General features: G+C 59.3%; 6 protein-coding genes and 6 pseudogenes. 5 read left to right on the forward strand and 7 right to left on the reverse strand.

What is annotated here, in order from left to right; genetic code table 11:
• Positions 1 to 1,096 precede the first annotated feature (1,096 nt).
• A protein-coding gene (locus NLY42_RS00930; RefSeq protein ID WP_286489001.1) for an IS630 family transposase occupies positions 1,097 to 2,045 on the forward strand; the annotation gives its coding sequence in 2 pieces (ribosomal slippage) (positions 1,097 to 1,440 and positions 1,439 to 2,045; 951 coding nt in all).
• Between the two features lie 31 nt (positions 2,046 to 2,076).
• On the forward strand, positions 2,077 to 2,547 hold the full coding sequence (locus tag NLY42_RS00935; RefSeq protein WP_245271321.1) for an IS3 family transposase: 471 nt from the start codon (positions 2,077 to 2,079) through the stop codon (positions 2,545 to 2,547).
• Here the strand turns inward: NLY42_RS00935 and NLY42_RS00940 are convergent.
• A pseudogene (locus NLY42_RS00940) lies at positions 2,516 to 3,913 on the reverse strand (IS30 family transposase); the annotation flags it as partial. The gene NLY42_RS00935 and the pseudogene NLY42_RS00940 sit on opposite strands and share 32 nt — an antisense overlap.
• Positions 3,914 to 3,935: 22 nt before the next feature.
• Here NLY42_RS00940 and NLY42_RS00945 point away from each other — a divergent pair.
• Positions 3,936 to 4,253, forward strand: a complete 318-nt coding sequence (locus tag NLY42_RS00945; RefSeq protein WP_198022244.1) for an integrase core domain-containing protein — start codon at positions 3,936 to 3,938, stop codon at positions 4,251 to 4,253.
• Here the strand turns inward: NLY42_RS00945 and NLY42_RS00950 are convergent.
• The 3 pseudogenes from NLY42_RS00950 to NLY42_RS00960 form a co-directional block, all read right to left on the reverse strand.
• Positions 4,237 to 4,976, reverse strand: a pseudogene (locus tag NLY42_RS00950) (integrase core domain-containing protein); the annotation flags it as partial. The gene NLY42_RS00945 and the pseudogene NLY42_RS00950 overlap by 17 nt on opposite strands.
• A 168-nt stretch (positions 4,977 to 5,144) precedes the next feature.
• Positions 5,145 to 6,334: pseudogene (locus NLY42_RS00955) on the reverse strand (recombinase family protein); the annotation flags it as partial.
• 517 nt (positions 6,335 to 6,851) lie between these two features.
• Positions 6,852 to 7,216, reverse strand: a pseudogene (locus tag NLY42_RS00960) (IS21 family transposase); the annotation flags it as partial.
• 666 nt (positions 7,217 to 7,882) lie between these two features.
• Here NLY42_RS00960 and NLY42_RS00965 point away from each other — a divergent pair.
• The gene (locus NLY42_RS00965) at positions 7,883 to 8,710 is read left to right on the forward strand and encodes a DMT family transporter (RefSeq protein ID WP_023756252.1); all 828 of its coding nucleotides are present in this window, start codon (positions 7,883 to 7,885) and stop codon (positions 8,708 to 8,710) included.
• 418 nt (positions 8,711 to 9,128) lie between these two features.
• Positions 9,129 to 9,708, forward strand: a pseudogene (locus NLY42_RS00970) (IS256 family transposase); the annotation flags it as partial.
• A gap of 144 nt (positions 9,709 to 9,852) precedes the next feature.
• On the opposite strand, the pseudogene NLY42_RS00975 reads toward NLY42_RS00970, so the two are convergent.
• The 3 genes and pseudogenes from NLY42_RS00975 to NLY42_RS00985 all read right to left on the reverse strand — a co-directional run.
• Positions 9,853 to 11,112, reverse strand: a pseudogene (locus tag NLY42_RS00975) (IS1634 family transposase); the annotation flags it as partial.
• A 137-nt stretch (positions 11,113 to 11,249) separates the two neighbouring features.
• Positions 11,250 to 11,390 (reverse strand): hypothetical protein, encoded by a 141-nt coding sequence (locus NLY42_RS00980; RefSeq protein ID WP_023756226.1) that lies wholly within the window; start codon positions 11,388 to 11,390, stop codon positions 11,250 to 11,252.
• A 190-nt stretch (positions 11,391 to 11,580) separates the two neighbouring features.
• Positions 11,581 to 12,747 carry an acyl-CoA dehydrogenase gene (locus tag NLY42_RS00985; RefSeq protein ID WP_023756224.1) on the reverse strand — a complete coding sequence of 389 codons (1,167 nt, stop codon included), beginning with the start codon at positions 12,745 to 12,747 and terminating at the stop codon, positions 11,581 to 11,583.
• Between the last annotated feature and the right edge of the window lie 34 nt (positions 12,748 to 12,781).

A 12,781-nucleotide genomic window follows, 5' to 3' on the forward strand; every position in this document is an offset into this window, starting at 1 on the left:
CGCAACAACGTTCACCTTGTTGGCTTCCATGGATCGACGCAGGGTGCCCGTTTGTCACACCGATTGGCGTATTTATTTTTCCGAACATTTGCTAAATCGGTATTTAATTTCTCCTTACCTTCTCATTGTGATGGATCATCACCGCTAGCTTCAGGTGATCTGCGACGACATGTGGGAGTCGCCCTCCCCTGATTTCCTGAGCCGAAACGAGTTTTCCCCTGACGAAACTCCTAGCGAGTCTTCGGGCCTCATAATGTCAATGTCAATAGCTAGCGAATAATTTTTTACATGCTGGCGTGCATCGGCCGCTTCGCGCGCAACCATGGGCCTCAAAGCGCGATATCGCACTTGAAGTGGCGAGCACACCTCTCGGCAACGGCTATGAACGCCTTCCCTCATCGCTCATCGAATTGCGCCATTCAGGCTCGGGTCGGTCGAGAAAGTATACTGCGTCTTGGCCAGGCACACCGCCTCACCGTAGCGGGAAACCTCCCAAAAAATGCAACTGTTACACAGCGACGTGCGGAGCAGACGATCGCCTCTCTGCGGCGGTAGATGCGCTTGAGGATGGATGTGGGTCTTGCCGAATAGAGGTGTCGGGATAGAGCGGCACGAACAGGGAGCCAACGGCCCTCCCACGATTGGTACTCTTGATCCCGACAGGCAGGTTCCCAATGGGGAATTGCCGGTGGGGAGAGTACCAGCAGGGCTCACCGAGTATTTGGAATCGCAGCCTGGCGTCGCCTCCCGCCGCCTTTCCTTGCGGAAGCGGCTTTGAACTTCTGGCGCGGACGCTTGCCTTGAAGGCTGGCGAAGGTCAGACTTTCGTCCGGAGGGCTCGATTGCGTCAGGCAGGTATGACCACCCAAAGACTGATGGAAAGCGGCGATCGCGCCGTGTTCCACACGTTGAGAACGTGATGACACAAAAGTAGGCATCGGAAACCGAGGCCTTCAGGTGTGAAGGTCAACATCTCCGGGGGAACCAGCTGATGCGATGGAACTAGAGCATAATCTGACCTGATGGAATCGCGAGGGATTCCCATCGGGGAGAATATCTGATTCATCATGTCGGCTGGGTATGGAGGCCAGCAGGCATGGTTAGAGCCATATCGGAGGATTTGCGTTCGCGAGTGATCGCAGCGGTTGAGAGTGGCCTGTCGCGGCGGGCTGCGGCGGATCGTTTCGGTGTTGCCGCGGCAAGCGCGGTCCGCTGGGTCCGCGAATGGCGAGAGAGCGGCGCGACGCGGGCAAAGCCCCAAGGCGGAGACAAGCGCTCCCAGCGGATCGAAGCCTACCGGGATACGATCCTAGCGGTGATCGAAGGTCAGGACGACATCACACTGGTCGAGTTGGCTGAATTTCTCAGGGCGGAGCATGCGGTCGTGTTCGCGCCGAGCACGATCTGGCGCTTTCTCGACCGTCACTCGAGGACCTTCAAAAAAAACAGCGCACGCCAGCGAGCAGGATCGGCCCGACGTGCTCGCGCGGCGACGCGCCTGGTTCAAGGCCCAGCCTGATCTCGATCCCGAACGGTTGGTCTTTATCGACGAGACCGGCGCATCGACGAAGATGGCTCGCCTGCGTGGACGGGCAAAGCGGGGCATGCGGTGCCGATCTCCGATCCCGCACGGGCACTGGAAAACGACTACTTTTACAGGCGCATTGCGCCTGACGGGCATGACTGCGCCGATGGTCCTCGACGGACCGATGACGGGTGAATGGTTCGCCGCTTATGCCGAGCATGTATTGGCGCCTACGCTTCGAGTTGGTGACATCGTCATCCTCGACAACCTGCCCGCTCACAAAGTCGCCGCCGCCCGCCAAGCGATCGAAGCGGCCGGCGCGCGAATGCTCTTCCTACCGCCTTACAGCCCCGACTTTAACCCGATCGAGAATGCCTTCTCCAAGCTGAAGTCGATCCTCAGGAAAGCCGCCGCACGCAACATCCCCGAGCTTTGGGACGCAATCCGCGACGCCTTGCCACGCTTCACCGCCGAGGAGTGCTCAAACTACTTCTGCGCCGCAGGATACGAGCCTGAGTGATCAGATTCTGCTCTATGAGGAGATCGCAGCGATCTGTAACGAGTTCGAGCACTATGGCTGGCGCCGTGTCCGAGCCGGTCTTCGGCAAAAAGGCATGATCGTCAATCACAAGAAGATCCGCCGCCTGATGCGCGAGCATGACCTTCAGCCGAGAATGCGCCAGCGCTACACGGTGACCACGGATAGCGATCACAATCAGCCGATCTTCCCGAACCTCGCCCGGGACATCATCTGCGATGGGCCGAACCAACTCTGGGTGGCCGACATCACAGACGTCACCCGTCGGCGGCTTTGCCTATGTTGCCGTTGTCCTGGATGCCTGGTCGCGGCGGGTTGTCGGATACGCCATCAGCCGCTCGATCGACGCACGGCTCAGCTGGCGGGTTTGACCGCCGCAGTCGAAGGACGCAAACCGCCATCCGGCTGCGTGCATCATTCTGATCGCGGGTCACACGGCGGATTGAAACGGTCGTCGCAACAGGGTCGGTTTCTCTTTTCATGAGCCATTGGTCAAGCGCTTCAGCTGGCGTCTTCCAGCCGAGCGCTTTTCGAGGTCTCGCGTTGAGCGTCGCTGCGACGGCAGCGATCGTTGCGGCGCTATGCGCGCTCAGGTCCGTGCCTTTCGGAAAATACTGGCGCAGCAGCCCATTGGTGTTCTCGTTGGTGCCGCGCTGCCAAGGACTCTGGGGATCGCAGAAGTAGACCTGGATCCCTGAGTCGATTTTGAGGGCAGCGTGTTGGGCCATCTCGGCGCCCTGATCCCATGTCAACGAGCGACGAAGTTCCGTGGGCAGGGTTGCGATGGTGCGCGTGATGGCGTCACGGACAGCCTCCGCACCATGCCCGGCGAGGGCCGGTCCATTCCTGGAGCGTGGTGCTTCGCCGTGGCCGTCCAGTCGCGGTAGGTGCAGCAGCATCGTGAACCGTGTCGTGCGCTCCACGAGCGTACCGATCGCCGAACTGCCAAGCCCGAGGATAAGATCGCCTTCCCAATGTCCGGGGACTGCACGGTCATCCGCTTCAGCCGGGCGCTGACTGATCATGATCTCGGATGACACGAAGCCCTTGCCACGCAGGCCGACGCGCGCCCGTGGCGTCCGCAGGGCTCGCCCAGTCCGCAGGCATGCCGTCAACTCTCGCCGCAGCGCTCCTCGACCTTGGACGAAGAGGGCTTGATAGATGGCTTCGTGGCTGATCCGCATCGTCTCGTCATCCGGGAAATCTATCGCCAGACGCTGGGCGATCTGCTCTGGGCTCCATGCCTTGCCCCATCTTCTATCCTTTCGTTGCCCATGCCGGCGTCCGATCCAGGGGACCGTAGGACCAGGAGCGACTATTCCGTCAGGTGCCGCGACTGTTCCGGCAAGCCTTTCCTCGACATAGAGGCGCAGGGCCTGGTTCAGCGCAAGCTTGGCAATCTTCGGGCGCCGGCCTGATCGCGCGGCGTGCCATTGGGCAGTCGACGCACGATACTCCAGGCCACCGCTGCGCGTGGCAGCATTGCGGCGCAACTCGCGGGAAATCGTTGAGGCGGATCGACCAAGGCGGCGACCGATGTTGCGCATCGAAAGGCCCTGGACGCGAAGAATTGCGATCTCTTCACGTTCCGCGAAAGAGAGATACCGGCCGCAGGGCAGCTTGGCCGAAGATCTGAACATCGATGGGGGCATACCGCCTGCCTTTCGGAACAATCTTGCTCCGACAGGCTGCGATATGCCGGCCTCCAACGCAGCATTCTCGCTGGGCATCCCTCGGGCAATCCCCAACCAAAATCGCCGAAGTTCGGATCGCCCCGCTTCTGGCGGCCGTCCAGGTGATGGCAACGGCGCTCGTCCAGATTGGTGTGATCGCCGCTTTTGAATAGTCATCGCAACCTCCAATGTCAGAGTGTTGCGACGACCGTTTGAATCCGCCCAATATGCCGCGACAGCCTATCGCGATCACCTTGCCGCCCACGGCCTGGTCGGTTCCATGGGCCGGCGCGGCAATCCCTACGACAATGCAAAGGCGGAAAGCTTCATGAAGACGCTCAAAGTCGAGGCCGTCTATCCGATGGCCTTCGAGACGTTCGCCGATGTCATCGAACACCTTCCGCATTTCCTTGAGGAGGTCTACAACCGCCGACGGCTTCACTCAGCACTCGGCTATCTCAGTCCAATGCAATTCGAGGATCAACACACCCGGCAAACGGTCAAATCAGCGGCCTGACTCTGTCCGGCCCGCGGGGCCCACTCCAGTGCTCTGGCTCTTTTGCCCGGGTTTTGCAGATGTATTCGTAGCGACCGAAGTTGTAGGCGTCTACGAAGTCGGCGAGATGGGCTTGGAGCTGCTGGTGGCTGTCCTAATGGTAGCGTCTGACGGTTGCCTCCTTGATGGTATGGTTCATCCTTTCGACCTGTCCCTTAGTCCAGGGATGCTTCACCTAGGTGGTGCGGTGCCTCCCGACAGGTGCGCGGATCTGTAGGGAAGCGCTAGGATGAGATGGCGCAGGAACTCGGCCGCGATCATTTTTGTGGCCCGCTCGTGCAGTTCGACATAGGCGAACTTGCTGGTCCGGTCGATGGCCACGAAGAGATAGAGCTTGCCTTCAGCCGTCTGGACGCCGGCGATGTCGACATGGAAGTAGCCGATCGGATAGGTCTTGAACTTCATCTTGGCCGGCTTGTCGCCTTCGACTTCCGGCAAACGGCTGATGCCATGACGCTGCAGGCAGCGATGCAGAGATGACCGAGTCAGGACTGGAATCGTCGGCTGCAGCGCGTAAAGGCAATCGTCGAGCGGCAGCGTGTGCCGCCGGAAGGCAACGATCACCGCCTCCTCTTCGATCGTCAGTACCGTCGAGGTTGGCGTTCTCGGCCCGGTCGGCACATCAGCGACCGACGTCCGCCCCCTCCACTTGATGACTGTCTTCTGGTTGATCCCATAACGCTCTTAGCGGTCCTTGCCGACCTTGCCTTGCTCGATGCGAATGTCATCCGGGTGCTTGTCCGTCACCTGCAGACGCGCCGGCTCCGCGGCGCGTAAGCCCACCGCGTAGGTGGTCATCAGAGCGACCCGGTTCAGCTACCGCGGCAGCGGTTTAGTTTAATCAGATTTGCAAGCCTTTAGGGCGGCCAGATCAGGCAGTTCGCCGGCGTCGAGCGTTCTGGCAAGCTCCTCAGCCAGTTTCGACGGCAATCTTGCAAGCCTGTTTGTCGGGCATTTTCTCGGTGAGAACGTTGAAGGCTCTACGATATTCCAGCCGGGGAAAGAGCTTGTCGCGATAGACGAGACCCCGGAGCGCCATCGGCTTCTTGCGCAGGGAATGAATGACGTGCCGGTAATTGACGACCTGGTCGTGCCGGCCGTCGACATGGCCTCGTCCTCGGGGCAACGTCATCAGATGCGTCCCGCCGATCAAGACCTCGAGGCGATCGTCGAACAGCCGGACGCGAAGCCGATGTCCGATCAGGCGGGAAGGCACAGTGTAGAAGACCTTGCGCAAGGTGAAGCCGCCGGTGCGCGACACGGTGACGACCACCTCTTCGAAGTCGGTGGTGCGGCGGTCGGGAAGTTCCTGCAAATGCGAGCGCTCAGCGTCAATGCGCTTGCAATGTGCGGCATTACGGCGGCTGACGATCTCATCGATGAAGGCGCGGTAAGAGCAGAGATCGTCGAAGTCCCTGGTGCCGCGCATCAGTAGCGCATCGCGAACCGCATTCTTGAGATGGCCGTGGGAGCGTTTCGATCGAGCCGTTCTCGTGCGCGACGCCCTTGTTGTTGCGCGTCGGCGTCATACGATAATGGCCGCACAGTTCCTCGTAGCGATGCGTCAGATCGACCTTGGCGTCGGCATCGAGGTTACGGAAGGCGGCCGACAAGCTGTCGCTGCGATGATAGAGCGGCGAACCGCCGACCGACCACAGCGCGTTCTGCAGACCGATGATAACGCCGAACAATGAACACAACTCGAGGAGTTGATGCCAATCCCGGTTGTTGCGCGCCAATCGAGATGCATCGAGGCTGACCACCAGACCCGCGTTGCCGAGCCCGATCTCGGCGATGAGCCGTTGGAAGCCGCCACGCTCGACTTGGCCGTTTCCCGATTTTCCAAGATCCTCATCGATGATGACGCGATCCGGCGGCCAGCCCAATCTGACGGCGCGGTCCACCAAGCTGTACTGAAGGTCGGTGCTTTCCTGATGGTGGCGCACCTGGTTTATCGAGGATTGGCGCACATACACGTAAGCGAACTTTGAACGCCGGACGGCCGTGAGCCGCTCGTCTGAACTGCTCGGAACAGCCAACATCAAACCGCTCCCTCGCCGCTGGCCCGTTCGGCGACATCCGGCGGATCAGAGTCGCGAGCATCTGCGCGACTTGGTGCTGAGATACCGGTGGGAGATTGTTCCAAAGGCTGGGCGTGTCTGGCTTGATCCTTACCAGTGGAACACTGGTCTCCGGTAGAGACACCGCAATCCGATGCGCCAAAGCATGAGCAACCATCGCAACTCGCCATTGAGTTACCAAAGGTGATTCGCGCATAATACACTAAAGGAAGCAAAGTCCGAACGGATATTAAATTTCTCGCCGCGCTACGATGTTCACGATCATCGTCGATAGCAGGGGACAAATCCGTCACTGACCGGCGGATATTGCGTGACCGTCCATCCGGAAGGCGGATGACAATAAAGGCAGGTCCGCGCCCAAACCGAAGTGAAGCCACCTCAAACCGCTGTCCACAGAGCGCATGTCGACGGTCAACTATCCGTTGTCGTCGCCCCCGGCACAGGGCATGATCGCCTACCACCTGGCCCGCATGACGGCGCCGATCCATACCCGCGTGTCGCCGAAGTCGATCTGCATTTATGACCAGGCGCCGTCTCGAAGCGCACCGTCGCCCGCTTCTGCGCTTTCAACTCGCGCCGCCATTGTCGAACCCGAAGTTCTACCGAGCGCAACCCGATGACGATGCCATGCTCGCTCGCCAACTCCTGGCGAATGACGTCCGCGTTCCCGTCGTGGCGAAAGAAACGCTCCCGAAGCCAATCGTCCAGACCATCAAATGCTGTCCGACGCACGGGCTGGCGGTACGCAACAACGCCACCTTCACGAAGATATCGGCGAACCGTGTTGCGCGCGCATCCAAACTCCTGCGCAATTCGTTTCGCTCCCCAGCCTCGTTCGTGAAGGCTTGGCGCATGGAAATGGCTGGGCTGATCATCCTCGATGGCGGCTGGATGAAGAGCTGGCCCCTATCTCCCTCCGCCGCGACGGAGGGAGATAGGGGCCATGTCGGCCCCATCGCGCTCGGTAACATTCCTCGCTGAGGCGATAGGGGGGGTCAATTTCTCATTTCGCCCGACAGCCGGGGGGGCGGTGTCACGAAGTGAGGCGCGGTGGCGCGCAGGTCTCAGTCATGAACACCACTCTATCATGTCCCAATGACAGAGTCCGCAAGAGTATGAACCCCCCGCTTCCAGCACATCGCCCCATTGCCTATCAGCAATGCTTGCGGCAGGATCGCAACGTGCAGCGTCTCAGAAAGAGGCGGCGATATGAGGTTCGCTTCGCGTAAAGAAAACTACACAAATATTCACACAACAGAGCGCGTAATTATATCATAATCGCCTGGGCATTGACGACAGCTGATCAGCCTGTCCGAAGGCGACCAGTGAGTTTATATACACGAGACAGGGCACGCTAATCATGATGGTAATTGTTTGACCAAGCGGACTGTAAAATGGAAGAGATACCTGTGGTGTCCATTTTTTATCTCCTGAGACATGGTCGCTTTGACACGCTGATGGAGCACTAACGACTTGTGCGTATGTATCACGGATACTCGACAGCAGCATATGGCGGGCATTTTGACGATGTGCGCAGGAGTAATCTGCATCTGTATCAATGACGCTATCGCGAAACTTTTGACCGAGACCTATTCACCGCTCCAAATAGTCTTCCTTCGAAACGTGATCCCACTGCCATTTGCCGTGCTTGTTACAGTGAACACGGGCGGTGCAGCGGCTCTGTGCTCCCACCGCCCCGCCGTTCATCTGCTGCGAGCAGTACTCTGGCTTTCTGGGAGCGTGCTGTACTTCACAAGCATAGTGCATCTCAGATTAGCAGAAGCGACCGCGCTCTATTTTGTGGCCCCCGTATTGATCACTGCTATCTCGGGGTGGTTCCTTGGGGACCATGTGGGATGGCGGCGGTGGTTGGCGGTGATAGCGGGCTTAGCCGGAGTGCTGATCGTAACCCACCCCGGCAGTGGAACCGGCCGGCCGGCCGCCCTGCTGGCCCTAGGTGCCGCCTTTTTTTCCGCACTTCTGTTTGTCAGTGCCCGTTGGGTGCCCTCCCGCGAAAGTGTTTGGACGCTCTTCCTTTATCTAATCGCCACCAGCGCGTTGCTAAGCGGTTTGATAGTCCCATTCGCGTGGACCGCTCTCCGCATCGAGGACCTCTGGCTTTTTCTCGGGATCGCAGTTTTTGGAACGGCTGGCATGACGTTGATGACACAAGCGTTTCGTCTCGCCCCCGCTGCCATGGTAGCGCCGCTGGAATATACTGCGCTTCTTTGGGGGACATCTCTTGGCTGGCTCATTTGGAGCGAGGTTCCCGACTTTGCCACCTTGGCTGGGGCAACCGTCATCATTTTAAGTGGGGTTGTGAGCCTTGTTAAGTGAAGAACCTTTTGAGTTGATGCCGTAGCGAAGCTCGGCGAATACGAGATGAGCGCCGTCGTAGTCCAGCTTGCTGGCGGACAGCGCATTATGCGTCATCATCTTGAACAAGGGCGCGGCATTCGGGTTGCCATGGCGGGTGACGTAGTGGAGTTCGCGTGGGGTGGGAATGACGAGGGCGATGTGTCTTGTCGGCGCCGTTCTCCATGAAGGGGGGCTCGGGCTCGGGCCTGGGCTTGCCGAGGACGGGCGCCCCCTATAGGAGGCACATCGTGTCAATGGTCGCGGTGACGGCCCTAGCCCTGTGATTGCTCGGCGTGAGGGCGGCCCGTCTCCTATGCATGAGGCTCTGCACCGGCCAGCCGGGACTGTCAGGAATTTCGTGTGCGGGTGGGCATAGTGGGTAAAAAGGATTCCCACAATGACCCGACGCAACGAGTCTGCAATACCAAATGATCTTCTCGACCAGCTTCTGGCGGGAGGCGCAGCCAGTGCAGCCTTCGAACAAGGCGTCCTGCTGGATACGCTCAAGAAGGCTCTGACCGAGCGCGCCTTGAACGCGGAGATGGACCATCATCTGGCGAGCGGCGAAGACGCTGGCAATACGCGTAACGGCTACGGCCGCAAGACCGTGGCGACGGAGACCGGCAAGCTGGAGATCGACATACCACGTGATCGCCAGGCCAGTTTCGATCCGCAGTTGATCGCCAAGTATCAGCGTCGCTTCCCCGGCTTCGACGAAAAGATCGTGTCAATGTATCCGCGCGGCATGAGCACCCTGGAGATCACCGGGCACCTGCATGATCTGTATGGCATCGACGTGTCGCCGGATCTGATCAGCACGGTGACGGACGCTCGATGAAGTCGCCACTTGGCAGCAGCGCCCGCTCGATCCGGTTTATCCGCTCATTTTCTTCGACGCGATCCGGGTCAAGATCCGGGATGAAGGGATGGTTCGCAACAAAGCCAACCATATCGCGCTGGGCGTCCGAGCCGACGGCGTGCTTTGCCGACCGTGACAAGGCCCTGGGCGAGGTAGTCGAAGATGGTCTGACCCGACTTGAACACCGCCTTAAGAATATGTCATTAAGTCAGCACGTTAGGCGCGCGCCGGCGCGTGTTACCACTACATTTTGGGGGTGATCTCAGGCGAGTTGTTCGTCGAGGTTGTGTGGCAGAGCGATGCCAGCTGCCTTGAAGACGTTGCCCACTTGGCCCGTGACGTGAGTTCTGGTTGTGACGATGCGACCATCCTTTTCGATGGTGGCTTCCTGGAGGCGGTCGAGATCGCGTAGGAGCGGCTGCCATTCGGGCGTCAGGCCTTTGGCCCGGCAGAGGCGGCGCAGTTCCTTGCTGAGCACGAGCGCCAGGAACGAGCAGAACACATGCCCGCGGATGGCGGCATCGGATTGGTGGAAGATCGGCCGGGTATTGAAGGTTGCCTTGGCGGCGCGGAACAGGCTCTCGACCTCGAGCAAATCGCGATACCGCAGGACGGCCTGGAGCGGGGTCACCTTCGCGTTGGTCCGCACCACGGTGATACCGTCGTAGCGGGCTTCCTCGGCAAGCTTGCCGACATCGATCTTGAAGTTCTTGCCGCTGGCCTTGAGGTAACGGCGGTAGGCCGAGTTGCCGACCAGTGCCTTGTCGCCCTTCTTGAGCTGTGCCCCGAGGCCGGCGATGATCGCCTGGCGGTCGGCCTTGTCCTTCTCGGCCTCGGCGTCATTGCGGCTGACGATGTAGCGGTCTTTACCGACCTTGACCTCTTTGACCCACAACTGAGTTTCACCGCGCTGGCGCTCGAGAACGAGCGGAACCATCGGTGCCGTGTCATTGAGGACGACGTTGTGGATCACGCTGCTCGAGCGTTCGCGGGCCCCCAGAATGTATTCCATGCCCAGCTTTTCGAGCGCGGCGATGGTATCGGCGCTGATCATGCCGCGATCGGCGACAACGCAGGCGCGTGTGACGCCGAAGCGAGTTCGCAGCCGATCGACCACCGGCAACAGGACGGTCACGTCAGCGGTGTTGCCGGGCACCATCTCGGTGCAGATCGGTCGGCCCTCGGCATCAACGACCAGCGCCAGGATCATTTGCGCCAGATCGGGGCGGAAGTCCTTGGAATGCCCGCGCTTGCCCAGCGTCTCGCCGTCCGTGCCATGGAAGGACAACGAGGTTGTGTCCATGAACACAAGGCTGAGGTCGGTGAACAGGTCCTGCCGGCGCGCGAAGAGCTTTTCCTCGATCACGTCTTTCACGCAGCGCGCCACCAGCGCGCCTTGCGCCTTTTCGCCGAGTTCCTCGCCCAGCCACGCCATTGCCCGGTAAAAGTGATGGAGCGCCAGACCCTCGGCGCCCTCGATCCCATAATCGGCCATCCAGTTCGCGCAGTCGCGGTCCGAGCCCCCTTGTTAGCGAATAAAGGCCGTAAGATCGATACAGAACAGGGATAGCAGCACAAATGTTGTTACCACACATTTTCGCGCCGGAAATCCAAGGCAAGTGAAGTCCAATAGCTTAACGGACAGTGTTCGCCATCCGTTCACCTCCAACTGTTCAAGTTGGGCGTCACGGCATCCGGGTAACCGAGCACCTTCCCCTGCCACAGCATCTCGCCGGTCTCGGCGATAACGCAAATAGCTACCGCGTCGAGTGAAGTATCCAGTCCTGCATAAACGCTCATGCCAATCTCCTCTTGCCAGGTCGGCTCTGAGCATCAGACAAACGTCATGATCCGAAAAGGGGCCAGACGTTCAGGGAGCTGAACCGAATACCCCATCTCTTCGGAGAAGCGGCTACGTTTCATGTCCTGGTCCTCTCGATGGGCCAGAACGAACTTCAAACCGGACTAGATCGCAGGGCAACGCTTGGGCTCAGTTCATGGACTCGCTCCTTAGTCCTCCAAGTGCCGCTAGTCGCCTCAGGTGATGGTCTGCATCACCGAAAAGCGTGTCGATCATCACGACGCGCTTGAAGTAGTGACCTATGCTATATTCCATCGTCATTCCAATGCCGCCGTGAAGTTGGATTGACTGATGGCCTATGGCTTTGGATGACCGACCGATCTGAACCTTTGCCGCCGAAACTGCGCGCTCGCGCTGAATCGTGTTGTCTTCGCCCACCATCATTGCAGCGTACAGGCTCATCGATCGAGATTGCTCCAACTCCACAAGCATGTCGACAGCACGATGCTGCAGCACTTGAAAGCTACCGATCTTCGTTCCGAACTGTTCACGCGTCTTCAGGTAACCGAGCGTGATAGCCTGCATGTTTGTGAAGCAGCCAACGGCTTCCGCAGAGAGCGCTGCGACAGCCTCATCAGCAACCCTCGAAATAACTGGGAAGGCCCCTTCTGGGTCGCCAATCAAATTACTCTCGTCAACGCATACATTCTCCAATGTAATTTCCACCCCGCGCAGACCATCCTGTGTCAGGAAGGGGCGGCGAGTCAGGCCCGGCGCATGAACGTCAACAAGGAAGAGCCCAATCCCATTTTTCTCGCGAGTGCCTCCGGCTGTCCGGGCCGAGACTATTATCTTATCGGCCACATCGCCGTGAAGGACGAGAGTCTTGACCCCGCTTAGAGCCCAAAACGTACGTTGCTTGTTTGCTTGAGTCTCAACGTGGAAAAGATCATAGCGCGACTGTGGCTCGGCATATGCAAAGGCTAGTTTGGCTCTACCGTTCACAATCAGGGGGATTAGCTCTGTCTGTAGTGCGTCATTCCCACCCCGGCGAAGCAAACCGCCGGCAAGAACCACCGTTGCGAAATAAGGCTCTAAGATCAAACTCTTGCCGAAAGCCTCCATCACGATCATTGTTTCGATCGGACCGCCGCTGAAGCCGCCATATTCCTTCGAAAACGGCAACGCCAGGAAGCCGAGCTCAGCATAGCGTTCCCACATCGCCTGGCTGAAGCCGGGGCCCTCACCGCCGTATTTGCGACGATCGCCGAAGCCATATTTGTCTAGCATAAGTCGCTCGACGCTTTCCGTTAGGAGCCGTTGCTCTTCCGACAGATCGACCTTCACTGCAAACATCTCCCGAAATTCCCGCGTTGCCAGTGACCACGAT

The organism is Mesorhizobium sp. C372A, assembly GCF_030323245.1.
GTDB lineage: Bacteria > Pseudomonadota > Alphaproteobacteria > Rhizobiales > Rhizobiaceae > Mesorhizobium.